This window comes from Chelatococcus asaccharovorans (assembly GCF_003201475.1).
Lineage (GTDB): Bacteria > Pseudomonadota > Alphaproteobacteria > Rhizobiales > Beijerinckiaceae > Chelatococcus > Chelatococcus asaccharovorans.
Genome location: NZ_QJJK01000005.1, coordinates 436,223 through 455,152, shown reverse-complemented (window position 1 = coordinate 455,152; position 18,930 = coordinate 436,223). Strand labels below are relative to the sequence as shown.

The following is an 18,930-nucleotide window of genomic DNA, read 5'->3' as shown; positions in this document are numbered from 1 at the left end:
TCACCGGGACAAGCCCGGTGATGACGATGGTAGCGCTTGGGCAATTCTTGAACGTGGATTGGTCTCAAGGGGGCGATCGCGTTCCAGGGCGGTGTCCCCTATTGGCAGGCTTCGCAATCCGGGTCGTCGATGGCGCAGGCCTTGCCCCAGGCGTTACCTAAGTCCACATCGCCCGCCGTCGCATCGCCGGAGCTGCGCGCCTCGGCAACGAAGATTGGCGCTTTCGCCGGTGCGACCGCGGCCGATGGCAAGACCGCAGAGACCGCGGACACCGCATTGAGCTTGCCGTCCGTGCCCTTCAGCGTGGACTTCTCGACATGGGTCGCGGAGCGCGAGCGCAGGTAATAGGTCGTCTTCAGGCCGCGCTGCCAGGCCAGGCGATAGAGCGTATCGAGCTTCCGGCCGGACGGATTGGCGATATAGAGATTGAGCGATTGCGCCTGGTCGATCCATTTCTGCCGGCGCGCGGCCGCCTCGATCAGCCATGCGGAATCGATCTCGAAGGCCGTGGCATAGAGCGCCTTGAGATCGTCGGGCACACGGTCGATCTGGCCGACGCTGCCGTCGAAATATTTGAGGTCCGACACCATCACCTCGTCCCACAGGCCGCGCGCCTTGAGGTCGCGCACCAGCGCGGCGTTCACCACGGTGAAATCGCCCGACATGTTGGATTTCACGAAGAGGTTCTGATAGGCGGGCTCGATCGACTGGCTGACGCCGCAGATATTGGAGATGGTCGCGGTGGGCGCGATCGCCATCGTATTGGAATTGCGCAGGCCGGTCGTCACCACGCGCTGGCGCAGGCCCTCCCAATCGAGCGTCGCGGCGCGATTGAAAACGCCCTCCTCGGACGCGACCCCTCGGGCCTCCGCCAGCAGGCCGACCGAATCGATCGGCAGGATGCCGCGCGACCACAGCGAGCCCTCGAAGGAGGAATAGCGCCCGCGCTCCGCCGCGAGATCGACGGAGGAAGCGATCGCATGGAAGGAAATCGCCTCCATGCTCTCGTCGGCGAAGGTGATGGCCGCGTCCGAGCCATAGGGAATACGCAGCGTCTGCAAGGCGTCCTGGAAACCCATCAGCCCGAGGCCGACCGGCCGATGCCGCAGGTTCGACCGGCGCGCCTCGGGGATCGTGTAGAAATTGATGTCGATGACATTGTCGAGCATGCGCATCGCGGTTTTGACCGTCGCCGCCAGCTTCTCCCTGTCAAGGCCGTCGGCCGTGACATGGGCTGCCAGATTGACGGAGCCGAGATTGCAGACAGCCACCTCGTCGTGGGACGTGTTCAGCGTGATCTCGGTGCAGAGGTTCGAGGAATGCACCACGCCGACATGCCCCTGGGGCGAGCGGATGTTGCAGGGATCCTTGAAGGTGAGCCAGGGGTGGCCGGTCTCGAACAGCATGGTCAGCATGCGCCGCCAGAGATCGACCGCCCTCACCTGCTTGAACACGTGCATCTCGCCGCGTGCGGCCTTCCCCTCATAGGCCTCATAGGCTTCGCGGAAGGCGGGGCCGTAGAGATCGTGCAGATCCGGCACCTCGTCCGGCGAGAACAGCGTCCATACGCCATCGGCCTCCACACGCTGCATGAACAGGTCCGGCACCCAGTTGGCCGTGTTCATGTCATGGGTGCGGCGGCGGTCGTCGCCCGTGTTCTTCCTGAGATCGAGGAACTCCTCGATATCCACATGCCAGGTCTCGAGATAAGCGCAGACGGCGCCCTTCCTCTTGCCGCCCTGGTTCACGGCGATCGCCGTGTCATTGGCGACCTTCAGGAACGGCACGACACCCTGGCTCTCGCCGTTGGTGCCCTTGATATGGGCGCCGAGGCCGCGCACCGGCGTCCAGTCGTTGCCGAGGCCGCCGGAATATTTGGCGAGCAAGGCGTTATCCTTGATGGCCTTGAAGATGCCGTCGAGATCGTCCGACACCGTCGTCAGGAAGCAGGAGGCGAGCTGCGAGCGGCGCGTGCCGGCATTGAACAGCGTCGGCGTCGATGACATGAACCGGAAGGAGGAGAGCAGATTGTAGAATTCGATCGCCTTCTCGTCCCGGTCAACCTCGCGCAGGGCAACGCCCATGGCGACACGCATGAAGAAGGCCTGCGCCAGCTCGAAGCGGGTGCCGCGCACATGCAGGAAATAGCGGTCATAGAGCGTCTGGAAGCCGAGATAGTCGAAATTGAGGTCACGCTCGGGCCTCAAGGCGCCGGCAAGACGCGCGAGGTCGAAGTGCGCAAGTTCCGGATCGAGAAGCTCATGGTCGATGCCGGCCTTCACATAGGCCTGGAAATAGCTGGGATAGCGTGCGGCCATTTCGGCCTGGGTCGCTTCCTCCGCTTGGCCGAAGACGAAGCTCAAGGCTTCGCGCCGCAGCTTGTCGTTCAGGAGCCGGGCGGAGACCTTGGCATAGTCCGGCTCGGTCTCGACGAGGGTGCGGGCCGCGAGGATCGGCGCGAGCGCCAGCTCGTCCCGGCTGATGCCGTCATAGAGGTTGCGGCGCGTCTCCGCGAGGATCGCCTCCGGTGCCACCCCTTCGAGGCCGGCGCAGGCTTCGTCGATGATGGCGGCAAGCCGCGCCTCGTCGAGCGGCACCAAAGCGCCGTCGGCGTCCTTCATTTGGAGGCGCGGCTCTACCGCCGTCGCTTTCGCCTCATTGGCGGCGCGGGCACGCTCGCGGGCCCGTTCCTCGCGATAGAGCACATAGGCGCGGGCCACCTTGTGGTGCTCGCTGCGCATGAGGGCGAGTTCCACCTGGTCCTGCACATCCTCGATATGGAAGGTGCGCCCGGCTTCGACGCGACGGGTCAGCGCCGCCACGATCTGGTCGGTCAGATCCGCAACGATGTCGTGCACCCGGCGGGAGGCGGCCGCGCCGGAGCCTTCGACGGCAAGGAACGCCTTGGTCAGGGCGACGGCGATCTTGGACGGATCGAACGGTGTCACCGCCCCATTGCGGCGGATGAGCTGATATCCCGGCTCAGTTCCGGGGCGGGCCGAGCCCACCGCCATGGCCGGCGGATTGGACAATCGGGTTTCAATTTCTGTCGTCAGAGACATCGGCAACAACCCCTTCTCTTGGGGCAAAGGCCGAGCGGACGCGCGAGCGAGAACGACCGGCGTGTGCCGTCGCGACTGGCCCCTGGCGATCCACCGGGGCACCCCGCCCGAGGACAATCTCATGGTGTCGCGGCAGGTCTCCTGGCTGTGGATCGCCGCCCACGCCCTGCCTTCCCGGCGCCGTGCGACGCCAGTGACATTAGTTGGACGTAGACTCACCACGTACAGTTGCGGGGGCAGCTTCGGTTATACGGTGCAAAGCACCGTGCCCGAATTCCCTCTTGCCCGCCCGAGTCCGAATCGAGCGACCGTGACCACTAGATATAGGGGGTAGTTGTCGGATCAAGTCAATATATGCGCTGTCGCGATAAACCGCGGGGCGCACTCAGGGTTAATTTTTCCTCAATTTGACCAAACCGCCGAGCGCGAGCAGGGCAAGGCCGAGCGAGGCCAGCGCGCTCCATCCGGCGAGCGAAACACCGAGGAAACGCCAGGCGGCCTCGTCGCATCGCACGACGCGGGTGGACTGCAGATTCTTCAGAAAATCATTGAGGCCGACATTGTTGTTCATAGGGCCCGTGCAATCCGCCGGTCCCTGCCAGAAATGCCACTCGGCCCCGCTGTGGTAGACGCCGAGACCAGCATTATAGAGGAATGCGACCGCGAGGAGGCCGAAGCCGATCCAGCGGAGGCTCCTGAAGAGGCGATCGCGCCGCGTGTCGGGCAGCAGGGCGAGCACCGCCGCCACCGGCATGGCGAAATAATAGGGCTGGCGCTGCTTGAGGCACAGCTCGCAGGGCATGAGCCCCAGCCCATACTCAAAATAATAGGCGCCGCCGATGAGGGCGACGCAAAGGACGAGGATCGCGAGGGCAACAAGACGGGGGCGCGAAAGAAGAACCATTGAACGCTCGTGAGGCGAGGCGCCCTGTCGATGCGCGCCCCTAGAATATATAGCGGAAGGCTACGAAGCCGCCGACGATGGTGGCAAACAGGATGATTGCGGCCAGACCGAGGTTGCGCTCCAGAATTTCCTTGGCGGGAGCCCCGAAGCGGTTGACCAGGACGGCGAGAATATAGAACCGCAGCCCGCGGGTGATGATTGACAGAATCGTGAACCAGAGAAAATCGTAACCGGCGAAGCCGGACGTGATGGTCACGAGCTTGTAGGGAATCGGCGTGAGACCCTTGATCAGGATGATCCATTCGCCGTAGGCCGCATAGGCGTGCCGGAAGGCCTCGACGTTCTCGCCATAGCCGTAAGCCTGAATGATCCAGGTCCCGAGCGTGTCATAGAGCAAGGCGCCGATGGCATAACCGAACAATCCGCCGATCACGGACGAGACCGTGCACACCCCGGCATAGAAAAAGGCCTTGTCAGGCCGCGCCAACGCCATCGGAATGAGAAGCACGTCCGGTGGAACAGGGAAGAACGAGCTCTCCGCAAAGGAAACAAGCGCCAGCGCCCAGGCAGCGTGTGGGCTTGCGGCAAGCGACAATGTCCAGTCATAGAGGCGGCGCAGCATTGGGACCGCTTAAGCTGCCCCACCCGTCTTGTCCATCGCGATCGCGCTTTGTGGTTGCCGAATTCGCAACCCCGCGGCCCTCCGGTCTCGCTTTTCAGAAGACTTACGCGCCCCACGCGATTGTTCTTGTCGACCGAAAGCGTTATTGCGTGGGGCGTGACCGCTCATTCTCGTCCCCCGACCCACCTCCGCACGGCCGGCACCAGCCCCGGTGCCGTCGCCGCACGCTACGAAGCGCTCGTCGCCACGGGCACCGTGGAGCGTGACCAGGCGCAGCTCGACCTCATCACGCTGCTCGACGGCCTCGTAGATAGGTTGCGCCAGGCGGAAAAGGTGAAGGCCGCGCCCAAGCGCCCGCTGGCTTGGCTGTTGGGGCGGCGCGAGCGGGACAACGGGCCGGCGGTACGGGGGCTCTATGTGTGGGGCTCCGTCGGGCGCGGCAAGACCATGCTGATGGACCTCTTCTTCGAGGCCGCACCCGTTGCGCTGAAGCGGCGGGCGCATTTCCACGCCTTCATGGGCGATGTGCACGAGCGCATCTTCCAGTTCCGGCAGCGCGTCAAGCGTGGCGAGGAGAAGGACACCGACCCCATCCCCCATGTCGCAGCCGAACTGGCGAAAGAGGCCCAGCTTCTGTGCTTCGACGAATTCGCGGTGACCGACATCGCCGACGCGATGATCCTGGGCCGTCTGTTCACCAATCTCTTCGCGCTTGGCGTCGTGGTGGTCGCCACGTCCAACGTGGTGCCGGACCGGCTTTACGAGGACGGGCTCAACCGGGCGCTGTTCGTCCCGTTCATTGCCCTCCTCAAGGAGCGCATGGACGTCGTCAAGCTGCAGTCGCGGACGGATTTCCGCCTGGAAAAGCTTGCCGGCAACCCGGTCTTCCTCGTGCCCGCCGACGATGACGCCCGCCGGAGACTGGACAGGATGTTCCATGCCCTCTCTGGCTCCATCGGCGCTCCCCTATCATTCACGGTGAAGGGGCATCCCGTCGCGGTGCCCTGCGCCGCCGGCGGTGTCGCGCGTTTCTCCTTTGCCGATCTTTGCAGCAAGCCGCTCGGCGCATCCGACTATCTGGCGCTGGCGGAGCGCTTCCACACTTTCATCGTCGAGGATATTCCGACACTCAATTTCGACCGGCGCAACGAGGCCAAGCGGTTCATCACCCTCATCGACACGCTCTATGACCGGCACGTCAAGCTTCTCGCCTCGGCCGCCACCGAACCGCAGGACCTCTACCATGCGGACCAGGGGCGCGAGGTCTTCGAATTCGACCGCACGGTCTCGCGCCTCATCGAGATGCAGTCCGAGGAGTATCTGTCGGCGCCGCACGGACGCGGGGACTCCACGGGCTCCGGCGACAGCACGGGCCTCGTGGAGACCTGATGAGGCCGCGCCGGCCGCCCCGGGCAAGAGCTTACCGCGGGAAGGCCTGCGGCCCGGCGGACGTTCTCGAGACAGGCCAGGGCGACCTCTCCCATGGCTAGACACCCCTCCGCAAAGCCCCAAGGTATCGCGCCCGACAGGGTGGACGCGCGGCTGATCGGCATCGCGACCGAGCATGTGCGCCAGTTCGGGGCCGGCAAGATGACCGTGGTGGCCGTGGCAGAGGCCGCGGGCATGACCCACGCGAATGTCTACCGCTATTTTCCGTCCAAGGAAGCGCTGGTCGACGCCGTCGTCGCCGAGGCGCTGCGGCCGATCGAGGCCGTCATCGCCGATGTGGCGAGCGCGCCGGATCCGGCCGACGACAAGCTTGAGCGCCTGGTGCTCGACCTGGCGCGCCTCTACCGCACATTGATGGAGCAGAACGCGCCGGTCTTCCAACTCTTCGTCACGGCCACCCTGGAGAGCCGGGCCGTCACACGCCGGCATCGCGGGCGTGTCCGCATGCTCGTGGAGCGCGTGGTGGACGAGGGCATCGCGACCGGCGCCTTCGAGCCGCGCGACCGGGAAGGCGCGCTCTCCTTCCTGACCGATGTGCTGTATCGATTCACCCATCCAAGCGCCATCCTCGCTGACACCAGGGTACCGCGTGACGTCCTCGACAGGCGCCTCGCGGCAGTGGTACGGGTGGCACTCAGGGCGCTGTCGGTCGGGCTGATCTAGGCTCAGCGCAAGCCCGAAAATTACAATTTTCAAATTCTGTTACAGACTTCAATCGTTACCGTTGAATCGATCGGACAAATCGATAGCGGACGGATAAGTATTTGCAATTGCAATTATTTTTCATTCCGATCGGACGCACCGCGCCTCCAGCGCGTTTTCGCCGCACCCAGGCAGCCTGGGTGGCTGTCACAACCTTGACTTGATGCAGTGCTGCCTTTGAGGCAAAGAACCTCGATATTTCCCGGGGGCACGATCCCTCCCTTTCAACTGCCAAGGACGTTTTCTATGGCCCGTAAGAAGATCGCTCTGATCGGCGCAGGCCAGATCGGCGGCACGCTCGCGCATCTGGCTGGTCTCAAGGAACTCGGCGACATCGTCCTCTTCGATATCGCGGAAGGCACCCCGCAGGGCAAGGCACTCGACCTCGCGGAATCCTCGCCGGTCGACGGCTTTGATGCGGCCTATTCGGGAACGCAGTCTTACGCCGACATCGCCGGCGCGGACGTCATCATCGTCACGGCCGGCGTGCCGCGCAAGCCGGGCATGAGCCGCGACGATCTCCTCGGCATCAACCTCAAGGTCATGGACTCGGTCGGCCAGGGCATCAAGCAATATGCGCCCGACGCCTTCGTGATCTGCATCACCAACCCGCTCGACGCGATGGTATGGGCGCTGCAGAAGGCCTCGGGCCTGCCGCGGAACAAGATCGTCGGCATGGCCGGCGTGCTCGACTCGGCGCGCTTCCGCTACTTCCTCGCGGAAGAGTTCAAGGTCTCCGTCGAGGACGTCACCGCCTTCGTGCTCGGCGGCCACGGCGACGACATGGTGCCGCTCGCCCGCTACTCCACCGTTGCCGGCATCCCGCTGACCGATCTCGTCAAGCTCGGCTGGACCAGCCAGGAGCGGCTCGATGCGATCATCGAGCGCACCCGCAAGGGCGGCGGCGAGATCGTCAACCTTCTCAAGACCGGCTCGGCCTTCTATGCGCCGGCGGCTTCTGCCATCGCCATGGCCGAGAGCTACCTCAAGGACAAGCGCCGGGTGCTGCCGGCCGCCGCCCATCTCACCGGCCAGTATGGCGTCAACGACGTCTTCGTCGGCGTGCCGATCGTCATCGGGGCGAATGGCGTCGAGCGCATTGTCGAGATCGAGCTGAACGAGGCCGAGAAGGCGGAATTCGCCAAGTCGGTCAAGGCGGTCGAAGGCCTGATCGAAGCCTGCAAGGGCATCAATCCCGCCTTTGCCTGATGAGCGCGGCCACAGGGTGTGTCCGGCGGCAGGGGTCGCCGGAGCTCCTCATTGTGGCCAGCGTCTGTTGTGATCGAGGGGCCGGATGGTGTCCGGCCTCTGCCGGACAAGCGGCCAGTTCCGCAGCTGAAAGGCTAAACGGATGAATATTCACGAGTACCAGGGCAAGGCCATCCTCAAGGAATTCGGCGCCCCCGTTTCCGCTGGTCGGGCCGTTTTTTCGGTCGATGAGGCCGAAGCCGCCGCCAAGGAGCTTGGCGGCCCGTTGTGGGTGGTGAAGAGCCAGATCCACGCCGGCGGCCGCGGCAAGGGCAAGTTCAAGGAAGCAGAGGCCGGCGAGAAGGGCGGCGTGCGCCTCGCCAAGTCCGTCGATGAGGTCAAGACCTTCGTCGGCCAGATGCTCGGCAACACCCTCGTCACGATCCAGACCGGACCTGCCGGCAAGCAGGTCAACCGCATCTATATCGAGGACGGCTCCGATATCGAGAGCGAGTTCTACCTCTCGGCCCTCGTCGACCGCTCCACGGGGCGCGTTGCCTTCGTCGTCTCGACGGAAGGCGGCATGGACATCGAGGACGTCGCTCACAAGACGCCCGAGAAGATCCATACCTTCTCGGTCGATCCTGCGACCGGCGTGATGCCGCACCACGGCCGCACCGTCGCGCAGGCGCTCGGCTTGACGGGCGACCTCGCCAAGCAGGCCGGCCAGCTCATCACCAATCTCTACGCCGCCTTCGTCGCCAAGGACATGGCGATGCTCGAGATCAACCCGCTGATCGTCACCAAGGACGGCCAGCTGAAATGCCTCGACGCCAAGATCTCCTTCGATTCCAACGCGCTCTACCGGCATCCGGACGTCGTCGCGCTGCGTGACGTGACGGAAGAGGACGAGAAGGAAATCGAGGCGTCCAAATACGACCTCGCCTATATCGCGCTCGACGGCACGATCGGCTGCATGGTCAACGGCGCCGGCCTCGCCATGGCGACCCTCGACATCATCAAGCTCTACGGCGAAGAGCCGGCGAACTTCCTCGATGTCGGCGGCGGCGCCTCGGAGGAGAAGGTCACGGCCGCCTTCAAGATCATCACCTCGGATCCCAACGTGAAGGGCATCCTGGTCAACATCTTCGGCGGCATCATGAAGTGCGACGTCATCGCGCGCGGCGTCATCGCCGCGGTGAAGGCCGTCGGGCTCGAAGTGCCGCTGGTCGTCCGCCTCGAAGGCACCAATGTCGAGGAAGGCAAAACCATCATTCGCGAATCCGGCCTGAACGTGATTCCGGCCGATGATCTCGACGACGCGGCGCAGAAGATCGTCGCCGCCGTGAAGGGAACCCGCTGATGTCCATTCTCATCGACAAGTCCACGAAGGTCATCACCCAGGGTTTCACGGGCAAGAACGGCACGTTCCACTCTGAGCAGGCCATCGCCTATGGCACCAACCTCGTGGGCGGCACGTCGCCCGGCAAGGGCGGCTCCAAGCACCTCGGCCTGCCGGTGTTCGACACCGTGCGCGAGGCGCGCGAGAAGACCGGTGCGGATGCCTCGGTCGTCTATGTGCCGCCAGCGGGCGCCGCTGACGCCATCTGCGAGGCCATCGATGCCGAGATCCCGCTGATCGTCTGCATCACGGAGGGCATTCCGGTGCTCGACATGGTGCGCGTGCGCCGCTCGCTCGATGCCTCGAAGTCGCGCCTCATCGGCCCGAACTGCCCCGGCGTCGTCACCGCCGGCCAGTCGAAGATCGGCATCATGCCGGCCAACATCTTCCGGCCCGGCAGCGTCGGCATCGTCTCGCGCTCCGGCACGCTGACCTATGAAGCCGTGTTCCAGACCTCCCAGGAAGGCCTCGGCCAGACCACGGCGGTCGGCATCGGCGGCGACCCGGTGAAGGGCACCGAGTTCATCGAGGTGCTGGACATGTTCCTGTCCGACCCCGCGACCGAATCGATCGTCATGATCGGCGAGATCGGCGGCTCGGCCGAGGAGGATGCCGCGGAATTCATCGCCCGCGAGGCGAAGAAGGGCCGCGCGAAGCCGATGGTCGGGTTCATCGCGGGCCGCACGGCCCCTCCCGGCCGCCGCATGGGCCATGCTGGCGCCATTATTTCGGGCGGTAAGGGTGGCGCCGAGGACAAGATCGCGGCCATGGAGGCAGCGGGCATCCGTGTCTCGCCTTCGCCGGCACGCCTCGGCAAGACCTTGGTTGAGGTCCTGAAGGGATAAGACGGCATTTTACCTGGTCCGGCGCGCGCCGGACCAGATTTACATCTGTCTTGTCCGGACGTGACAGATCCTCGTCTGAGGGTCGAAGAGGAAAGGGTCTGGAAACCTTCTGGGAATATTGCGATTCGATCGCCATATGACCGGCGGGGATCCAAGAGATCCAGTTCGATCGAAACGGGATCGCCGCGCGCGATCCCTCTCGCCGCGAAACCGGGTTGCGGCGGGAGAAGCCGGCCTTCGACGGCCGCGCACTTGCCTTCGCAGCAGCACCCGCGTGCGCCGCAGAGGTCCCGGCCAGGATGAAGACGATGGCACGCCAGGACGTGAACGACATCTTTGCTCAAACTTCCTTCCTCTACGGCGGCAATGCCGCCTATCTGGAGGAGCTCTACGCCCGCTACCAGCAGAACCCGTCCTCCGTCGACGAGCAGTGGCAGACGTTCTTTGCCGGGCTGAAGGACGAGGGGTCAACGATCGTCGAGAACGCGCGTGGCGCGTCCTGGAAGCGGCCCAACTGGCCGATCGTGGCCAACGGCGAGCTCGTCTCGGCGCTGGACGGCAACTGGGTCGGCGTCGAGAAGGCGATCGGCGACAAGATCAAGGGCAAGGCTCAGGTCAAGGGCGTGGAGCTCAGCCAGGCCGAGGTCGAGCAGGCCGCGCGTGACAGCGTGCGCGCCATCATGATGATCCGTGCCTATCGCATGCGGGGCCACCTGCACGCGGACCTCGATCCGCTGGCGCTGGAACCACGGGGCGATCACGAGGAGTTGCATCCCTCGACCTACGGCTTCGGACCGCAGGACTACGATCGCAAGATCTTCATCGACAACGTGCTCGGGCTTGAGTTCGCCACCATCAACCAGATGCTGGAGATCCTGCGCCGCACCTATTGCCAGACGCTCGGTGTCGAGTTCATGCATATCTCCGATCCGACCGAGAAGGCCTGGATCCAGGAGCGCATCGAGGGGCCGGACAAGGAGATCAGCTTCACCCGCGAGGGCAAGCGGGCGATCTTCAACAAGCTCGTCGAGGCGGAAGGCTTCGAGAAGTTCCTCGACGTCAAATACACCGGCACCAAGCGCTTCGGCCTTGACGGCAGCGAGTCGATGATCCCGGCGCTCGAGCAGATCATCAAGCGCGGCGGGGCGCTCGGCGTCCGCGACATCGCGCTCGGCATGGCCCATCGCGGCCGCCTGAACGTGCTCGCGCAGGTGATGGGCAAGCCGCATCGCGCCATCTTCCACGAGTTCAAGGGCGGCTCCTTCGCGCCCGACGACGTGGAAGGCTCCGGCGACGTGAAGTACCACCTCGGTGCCTCGTCGGACCGGGAGTTCGACGGCAACCGCGTCCATCTCTCGCTCGCCGCCAACCCCTCGCATCTCGAGATCGTCGATCCCGTCGTGCTCGGCAAGGTCCGCGCGAAGCAGGACCAGTTGGGCGACACCATCGAGCGCTCCAAGGTGCTGCCGCTTCTCATCCACGGCGATGCGGCCTTTGCCGGCCAGGGCGTCGTCGCTGAGTGCCTCGGCCTGTCCGGTCTGAAGGGGCACCGCACCGGCGGCTCCCTCCATTTCATCATCAACAACCAGATCGGCTTCACCACCAATCCGCGCTATGCGCGCACGTCGCCCTACCCGTCTGACCTCGCCAAGATGGTCGAGGCGCCGGTGTTGCACGTGAATGGTGACGATCCGGAAGCGGTCACTTTCGCCGCCAAGATCGCCATCGAATTCCGGCAGAAGTTCCACAAGCCGGTCGTCATCGACATGTTCTGCTATCGCCGCTTCGGCCACAACGAGGGCGACGAGCCGGCTTTCACCCAGCCGATCATGTACAAGAAGATCCGCCAGCATCCGACGTCGCTGGAGATCTACGGCAAGAAGCTCGTGGCCGAGGGTGTGCTCGCCGAGAGCGAGGTCGAGGAAGCCAAGGCCGCCTGGCGTGCCAAGCTCGAAGGCGAATTCGAATCCGCCCAGACCTACAAGCCCAACAAGGCTGACTGGCTCGACGGCCGTTGGTCGGGCCTCAAGGCCGTCCGCGAAGATGCCGACGATCCGCGGCGCGGTGCCACGGGCCTCCCTGACGCCACGCTGAAGACCATGGGCGAGCGTCTGACGACGGTGCCGGAGGGTTTCCACCTGCACCGGACGATCCAGCGCTTCCTCGACAACCGTCGCAAGACGATCAACGAGGGCCAGGGTATCGATTGGGCGACCGGCGAAGCGCTTGCCTTCGGCTCGCTGCTCCTGGAAGGCCATCCCGTGCGTCTATCGGGCCAGGACGTGGAGCGCGGCACCTTCAGCCAGCGCCACTCGGTGCTGCTCGACCAGGAGAACGAGGATCGCTATACGCCCCTCAACAACCTCACCGAGAACCAGGCGCGCTACGAGGTCATCAACTCGATGCTCTCCGAGGAGGCGGTGCTCGGCTTCGAATATGGCTACACGCTGGCCGAGCCGAACGCGCTGACCCTGTGGGAAGCGCAGTTCGGCGATTTCGCCAATGGCGCCCAGGTGATCATCGATCAGTTCATCTCCTCGGGCGAGCGCAAGTGGCTCCGCATGTCGGGCCTCGTGATGCTGCTGCCGCATGGCTACGAAGGCCAGGGGCCGGAGCATTCCTCCGCCCGCCTGGAGCGCTATCTGCAGCTCTGCGCCGAAGACAACATGCAGGTCGCCAACTGCACGACGCCGGCGAACTACTTCCACATCCTGCGCCGTCAGTTGAAGCGCGAGTTCCGCAAGCCGCTCATCCTGATGACGCCGAAGTCGCTGCTGCGCCACAAGCGCTGCGTTTCGACGCTGGACGAATTGTCCGACGGCACGAGCTTCCACCGCATCCTGCGGGACGACGCCGAGCGTCTGCCGAAGGAAAAGATCAAGCTCGTCAAGGACGAGAAGATCCGCCGGGTCGTGATCTGCTCGGGCAAGGTGTATTACGACCTCTACGAGGAGCGCGAGAAGCGCGGCATCGACGACATCTTCTTCCTGCGCGTCGAGCAGCTCTATCCGTTCCCGGCCAAGACGCTCGCCGGGATCCTCTCCCGCTTCCGCAACGCGGAGGTGGTGTGGTGCCAGGAAGAGCCCAAGAACATGGGCTCGTGGAATTTCGTCGAGCCCTATCTCGAGTGGGTGCTCGACCATTCCGGCCTCAAGGCGAAGCGTCCGCGCTATGTCGGCCGTCCCGCTTCGGCCTCCACCGCTGTCGGCCAGATGTCGAAGCATCTGGCCCAGTTGCAGGCCTTCCTTGACGAGGCGCTGGCTTCCTGACGGAAGCCCTCGCCGCGCTCAATCCAACTGGCCGCAAGGCCGTAAGATCGTCATCCAGCCGGCCCGGCCGGCAGACAGTAAGAAGCGAAGATCATGGCGACCGAAATCCGTGTGCCGACCCTCGGCGAATCCGTGACGGAGGCCACCATCGGCCGGTGGTTCAAGAAACAGGGCGAGGCCGTGAAGGCCGACGAACCGCTCGTTGAGCTGGAAACCGACAAGGTCACGCTGGAAGTGAATGCTCCGGCGGCCGGCGTCCTGGCCGAAATCACGGCCAAGGAAGGCGACACCGTCGAGGTCGGCGCGCTGCTCGGCTCCGTCGGCGACGGTGGCGCGGCCGCCGCCCCCGCCAAAGCAGCCGGCAAGCCTGCACCAGCACCGGTCGCAGCCGCCGCGGCTCCTGCACCGGCTCCTGCTGCCGCTCCCGCTGCCGCCGCCAAGGGCGACAACGGTCCGGCGGTCAGCCGCATTGCCGCCGAGACCGGCCTCGATCCGGCCAAGGTTGCCGGCACCGGCAAGGACGGCCGCGTGACGAAGGGCGATATCCTCGGCGCGCTCGCCAACCCGCCCGCCGCCCAGCCGGCGCAGCCCGTGCAGCTGCGCGCGCCATCAGCCCCGGACGATGCCTCGCGCGAAGAACGCGTCCGCATGACCAAGCTGCGCCAGACCATCGCGCGCCGCCTCAAGGAGGCCCAGTCGGCCGCCGCCATGCTGACGACGTTCAACGACGTCGACATGTCCGGCGTGATGGACCTGCGCAACCAGTACAAGGACGTGTTCGAGAAGAAGCACGGCGTGAAGCTCGGCTTCATGGGCTTCTTCGTGAAGGCCTGCGTCCAGGCGCTCAAGGACGTGCCGTCCGTCAATGCCGAGATCGACGGCACCGACATCATCTACAAGAATTACTATCACATCGGCGTCGCCGTCGGCACGGAGAAGGGCCTCGTGGTCCCGGTCGTGCGCGATGCGGACCAGCTCTCGATTGCCGGCATCGAAAAGCAGATCGCCGATTTCGGCAAGCGCGCCCGTGACGGCAAGCTGACCATCGAGGAGATGCAGGGCGGCACCTTCACCATCTCCAACGGTGGCGTCTACGGCTCGCTTTTGTCCACGCCGATCCTCAACGCGCCGCAATCCGCCATCCTTGGCATGCATCGCATCGAGCAGCGCCCGGTGGTCAAGAACGGCCAGATCGTCGCCCGGCCGATGATGTATCTTGCGGTCTCCTACGACCACCGTCTCATCGACGGCAAGGAAGCGGTGACGTTCCTCGTGCGCGTCAAGGAGAACCTCGAGGATCCGACGCGCCTCGTGCTCGACCTCTGATCACCGGAGGATAGCGCCGCTTTGATCCAGAGCTCTTGGATCCAGAGCTCTTGGACCCAGGGCTCTGGGACCCAGTCCTCTGATTGTTAAGGAAAGGCTGGTGCGATGGATGGCGTTCTGGTCATTACAGGCGGTAGCCGGGGCATCGGCCGCGCCACCGCACTGAAGGCAGCCGCCGCCGGTTACCGGGTTGTCGTGAACTACACCTCTGACGCGGCAGCGGCCGATGCGGTGGTCTCGGCCATCGCCCAGGCCGGCGGCACCGCCATGGCCGTTCAGGGCGATGTGGCCAACGAGGCTGACGTCATCCGCCTGTTCGCCGAGGCAGACGCGTTCGGGCCGCTCTCCGGGCTCGTCAACAATGCCGGCGTCATCGATCGCGCCATGTCTCTCGTCGACATGTCGGCCGAACGCATCACGCGGCTGATGATGGTCAATGTCGTCGGCAGTCTCATCGCGGCCCGCGAAGCCGTGCGCCGCCTGTCGACGCAGTTCGGCGGCAAGGGCGGCGTCATCGTCAATCTGTCGTCGCGGGCGGCGGAACTCGGCGGCGCCAAGCAGTATGTCGACTATGCCGCCACAAAAGGCGCCATCGACAGCTTGACCCGCGGGCTTGCCCTCGAGGTCGCCGATCAGGGCATCCGCGTCGCGGGGGTCAGGCCCGGCATCATCGAAACCGATATCCATGCGAGCGCGGGCGATCCCGGCCGGGCGGCGCGCATGGGCAGCACGCTCCCGATGGGCCGCGCAGGAAGTGCCGACGAGGTGGCCGACGCGATCCTCTGGCTGCTGTCGGACAAGGCGAGCTATGTGACCGGCACGACGATCGACGTATCGGGCGGCCGGTAATCTGTCTGTAAGAAGGAAAGAACGCGAAATGGCTGACGCTTACGATCTCGTCGTCATCGGCACCGGGCCGGGCGGTTATGTCTGCGCCATCCGGGCCGCCCAGCTCGGCCTGAAAACCGCCGTCGTCGAGAAGCGCAAGACCCATGGCGGCACCTGCCTGAACGTCGGCTGCATCCCGTCCAAGGCGCTGCTCTATGCCTCGGAGAAATTCCACGAGGCGTCCCACGCCTTCCCCAAAATGGGCATCGGTGTGTCGGCGCCGAAGATCGACATCGCGCAGCTGCAGGCCTTCAAGCAGGAAGGCGTCGACGGCAACGTCAAGGGCGTTGAATTCCTCCTCAAGAAGAACAAGGTCGACGTGTTCTTCGGCACCGGCAGCATCCCGGCCGCCGGCTCGGTCGTCGTCAAGGCCGCGGATGGCGCGGTGCAGACCCTCACCACGAAATCCATCGTCATCGCGACCGGTTCGGACGTCGCCAAGCTCCCCGGCGTCACCATCGACGAGAAGATCGTGGTGTCGTCGACCGGCGCCCTTGAACTTGCCAAGGCGCCGAAGAAGCTCATCGTCGTCGGTGCCGGCGTGATCGGGCTCGAGCTCGGCTCGGTCTGGCAGCGCCTCGGCGCCGACGTCACGGTGGTCGAATATCTCGACCGCATCCTGCCCGGCATGGACGGCGAGGTCGCCAAGCAGTTCCAGCGCATCCTGGCCAAGCAGGGCTTCACCTTCAAGCTGTCGAGCAAGGTCACAAAGGTCGAGACGGGCAAGAGCGGCGCCAAGGTCACCGTCGAGCCGGCGGCCGGGGGCACGGCCGAGACGCTGGAGGCCGACATCGTGCTCGTCGCCATCGGCCGCACGCCTTACAGCGAGGGTCTCGGCCTCGGCGAGCTCGGCGTGGAGCTCGACAAGCGCAATCGCATCGTGGTGGACGGCCATTACGCCACCAAGGTTCCGGGCATCTACGCCATCGGCGATGTCATCGCCGGGCCGATGCTGGCCCACAAGGCCGAGGACGAAGGCGTTGCGGTCGCCGAGGTCCTCGCCGGCAAGGCGGGCCATGTGAATTACGAGGTCATCCCGAGCGTCGTCTATACCTTCCCGGAGGTCGCCTCCGTCGGCCGCACCGAGGAAGAGCTCAAGGAAGCCGGCATCGCCTACAACGTCGGCAGGTTCCCCTTCACGGCCAATGGCCGCGCCAAGGTGAACCAGACCACGGACGGCTTCGTGAAGTTCCTGGCGGATGCCAAGACGGACCGGGTCCTCGGCTGCCACATCATCGGCCCCGAGGCCGGCGAGATGATCCATGAAGTCGCCGTGCTGATGGAATTCGGCGGTTCCTCCGAAGACCTCGCCCGCACCTGCCACGCCCACCCCACCCGCTCGGAAGCGGTGAAGGAAGCGGCGATGGCCGTGGAGAAGCGCGCCATCCATATGTGAGTGCGACGCACCACCCTGACGGACGATCATCCCCGGCCTCGCGCCGGGGATTTTTTATGGCGAAGGGGATCCAGTACCATCTGGGGCAGAACCAACTGAGCCGCCACTCAGCCGCCGGAATGAACGGCATCTATCGTTTGATGGATCCCCTTCCCGGCCAGCTATGCTGGCCGCCGGGGATGACACGGAGACCTCCGCCCCATGTGCAGGTGTCATCCGCAGGGTGTCATCCCCGGCGTCGCGCAGCGACGGGAAGGGGATCCATAACCGCAGCAGTTCGCGACGAAACGACGACAGCACTGAGAGAGCTCGCGCACTCTCATATGAGCAGTCTGCCTCCCCCAGTCGGCCCTGGACTCACATAAAAAAACAGCCGCCTCGGTCAAGGACGGCTGCTCATCATTTTTGGAGGTATTTTTGGAGGTCGTCGGTGGGTGAGTGTCAGCCCGTGCGCGTGGACGATGGGGTCTGGATCGACTGTTGGCTGTCGAGCGAGGAGGTGTGCTTGGGGCCGCAATCCGCAAAGGCGGCCGGGGCAAAAGCCGCACTCGCGGCGAGGGTCAAGGCGAGGATCAGGGAACGCATCGTCTTTCTCCTTCCAGGGTCCTGAGATCCAATCCCGATGATTGGGGCTCTCCCCTTCAGGCTACACGGCCGATCGCAGAGAACAAGATGGGGGTCACGTTCGTTCTGCCCTAAGATCAGGCATCTCACGCAATAGTGTGCGAGCGAGGAGGAGAGTGATCATGGCGGAAAGCGTGAATCCCATTCCGGACAACGGCGGCCCCACGCCTTACATCTGCGTCAGCCGGGGCAATGATGCCATCGCCTTCTACAAGCAGGTCTTCGACGCCGTGGAGACCCTGAAGATATCCGACCCGCAAGGCAAGGTGGGGCATGCCGAACTGACGATCGGCCGGGGGTCCTTCATGCTGTGCGACGAGTTTCCAGAATATGGCGCGCTGAGCCCCGAGACCATCGGCGGCTCGCCGGTCGTGCTTCACATCTATGTCGAAGACGCGGATGCCACCGTCGCCAAGGCGGAAGCGGCCGGTGCCACCATCCTCAAGCCGGTCGAGGACCAGTTCTATGGCGATCGCGGCGGCAAGGTGAAGGATCCGTTCGGCCACATCTGGTGGGTCTCGACCCATATCGAGGATATATCCCACGATGAGATGCGCCGTCGGGCCAAGGAACTCTACGGCATGAGCTGACAGCGGAACCACCCGGCCGGCTCCCGACTGGAGCATTCACCGGCGAGCCATCGAAACGCCTTGCAACGACCACGAAAGACGGGCACGAGCGGAGCGTGATGTTCGGAGTTGATCCATGCGCCGCCTGTTGAAGCCGCTGTGGTTCCTTCTCGCCGTGCTCTTCCTGGTGGAGGCCTGGCTGTGGGACAGGCTCGCCCCCGTTGTCGCCGCCATCGTCGGGCTCCTGCCCTGGGCCGAATGGACGAAGGCACTCGCCGCGCTGATCGACCGTTTGCCGCCGCCGGCGGTGGCCGCGCTCTTCATCCTGCCGGCGAGCCTGCTCCTGCCGGTCAAGTTTCTCGCCCTCTGGCTCCTCGCCAACGAGCACTGGTTCATGGCGGTTGGCCTGCTGCTGCTCGCCAAGATGCTGGGGCTCGGCGTGACGGCCTATCTCTTCGAGCTGTGCCGCGAGAAGCTTCTGCAGTTGCCGTGGTTCGCCTGGCTCTACGGGCATATCCTCGCCATCCGCGCCTGGGCGCATCGCCAGACCGAGCCCGCGCGCCGGGCAGTGCGCGCCGCCATCGCTGCCGTGCGGCAGCGCCTTGGCTTCAATGGCCAGCTGGGCCGGCGCATCGGCCTTCTGCGCCGGCGAACACGCCGCTCGGGCGGAACTGCGTAGTCGCG

15 protein-coding genes and 1 riboswitch are annotated in these 18,930 nt (G+C 64.9%); of the genes, 11 read left to right on the top strand and 4 right to left on the bottom strand.

What is annotated here, in order from left to right; all coding sequences use genetic code 11:
* Positions 1-98 precede the first annotated feature (98 nt).
* From C7450_RS14200 to C7450_RS14190, 3 genes are all read right to left on the bottom strand, one after another.
* Positions 99-3,062, bottom strand: coding sequence for a ribonucleoside-diphosphate reductase subunit alpha (locus C7450_RS14200; RefSeq protein WP_110375079.1), 2,964 nt, complete (start codon positions 3,060-3,062; stop codon positions 99-101).
* Positions 3,063-3,176: 114 nt separating this feature from the next.
* A riboswitch (cobalamin riboswitch) is annotated at positions 3,177-3,390 on the bottom strand.
* Between the two features lie 63 nt (positions 3,391-3,453).
* Positions 3,454-3,966 (bottom strand): disulfide bond formation protein B, encoded by a 513-nt coding sequence (locus C7450_RS14195; RefSeq protein WP_110375078.1) that lies wholly within the window; start codon positions 3,964-3,966, stop codon positions 3,454-3,456.
* A gap of 40 nt (positions 3,967-4,006) precedes the next feature.
* The gene (locus C7450_RS14190) at positions 4,007-4,588 is read right to left on the bottom strand and encodes a YqaA family protein (RefSeq protein ID WP_110375077.1); all 582 of its coding nucleotides are present in this window, start codon (positions 4,586-4,588) and stop codon (positions 4,007-4,009) included.
* Positions 4,589-4,744: 156 nt separating this feature from the next.
* On the opposite strand from C7450_RS14190, the gene zapE reads away from it, so the two are divergent.
* The 9 genes from zapE to lpdA all read left to right on the top strand — a co-directional run bounded on the left by zapE (position 4,745) and on the right by lpdA (position 17,053).
* On the top strand, positions 4,745-5,977 hold the full coding sequence (gene zapE / locus C7450_RS14185) for a cell division protein ZapE (RefSeq protein ID WP_110375164.1): 1,233 nt from the start codon (positions 4,745-4,747) through the stop codon (positions 5,975-5,977).
* A 93-nt stretch (positions 5,978-6,070) separates the two neighbouring features.
* Positions 6,071-6,700 (top strand): TetR/AcrR family transcriptional regulator, encoded by a 630-nt coding sequence (locus tag C7450_RS14180; RefSeq protein ID WP_210206440.1) that lies wholly within the window; start codon positions 6,071-6,073, stop codon positions 6,698-6,700.
* Between the two features lie 285 nt (positions 6,701-6,985).
* Positions 6,986-7,948, top strand: coding sequence for a malate dehydrogenase (mdh, locus tag C7450_RS14175; protein WP_110375075.1), 963 nt, complete (start codon positions 6,986-6,988; stop codon positions 7,946-7,948).
* A gap of 142 nt (positions 7,949-8,090) precedes the next feature.
* The gene (gene sucC / locus C7450_RS14170) at positions 8,091-9,290 is read left to right on the top strand and encodes an ADP-forming succinate--CoA ligase subunit beta (protein ID WP_110375074.1); all 1,200 of its coding nucleotides are present in this window, start codon (positions 8,091-8,093) and stop codon (positions 9,288-9,290) included.
* Entirely contained in the window at positions 9,290-10,174 is an 885-nt protein-coding gene (gene sucD, locus C7450_RS14165) for a succinate--CoA ligase subunit alpha (protein ID WP_110375073.1), read from the top strand. The genes sucC and sucD overlap by 1 nt, the downstream gene beginning before the upstream one ends.
* Positions 10,175-10,482: 308 nt before the next feature.
* The gene (locus C7450_RS14160; RefSeq protein WP_110375163.1) at positions 10,483-13,443 is read left to right on the top strand and encodes a 2-oxoglutarate dehydrogenase E1 component; all 2,961 of its coding nucleotides are present in this window, start codon (positions 10,483-10,485) and stop codon (positions 13,441-13,443) included.
* A 93-nt stretch (positions 13,444-13,536) separates the two neighbouring features.
* Positions 13,537-14,769 (top strand): 2-oxoglutarate dehydrogenase complex dihydrolipoyllysine-residue succinyltransferase, encoded by a 1,233-nt coding sequence (gene odhB / locus C7450_RS14155; protein ID WP_110375072.1) that lies wholly within the window; start codon positions 13,537-13,539, stop codon positions 14,767-14,769.
* 105 nt (positions 14,770-14,874) lie between these two features.
* Positions 14,875-15,618, top strand: a complete 744-nt coding sequence (locus tag C7450_RS14150) for an SDR family oxidoreductase (RefSeq protein ID WP_110375071.1) — start codon at positions 14,875-14,877, stop codon at positions 15,616-15,618.
* 28 nt (positions 15,619-15,646) lie between these two features.
* The gene (gene lpdA, locus C7450_RS14145; RefSeq protein ID WP_110375070.1) at positions 15,647-17,053 is read left to right on the top strand and encodes a dihydrolipoyl dehydrogenase; all 1,407 of its coding nucleotides are present in this window, start codon (positions 15,647-15,649) and stop codon (positions 17,051-17,053) included.
* Positions 17,054-17,494: 441 nt separating this feature from the next.
* Here lpdA and C7450_RS33955 read toward each other — a convergent pair whose 3' ends face one another.
* Positions 17,495-17,638, bottom strand: a complete 144-nt coding sequence (locus C7450_RS33955; RefSeq protein WP_170147241.1) for a hypothetical protein — start codon at positions 17,636-17,638, stop codon at positions 17,495-17,497.
* Between the two features lie 161 nt (positions 17,639-17,799).
* Between C7450_RS33955 and C7450_RS14140 the strand changes: the two genes are divergently transcribed.
* A complete protein-coding gene (locus C7450_RS14140) occupies positions 17,800-18,267 on the top strand; it encodes a VOC family protein (protein ID WP_110375069.1) in 468 nt (155 codons plus the stop codon).
* Positions 18,268-18,382: 115 nt separating this feature from the next.
* Positions 18,383-18,925: a hypothetical protein gene (locus C7450_RS14135; RefSeq protein WP_110375068.1), complete on the top strand. Its 543-nt coding sequence runs from the start codon at positions 18,383-18,385 to the stop codon at positions 18,923-18,925.
* Positions 18,926-18,930 lie beyond the last annotated feature (5 nt).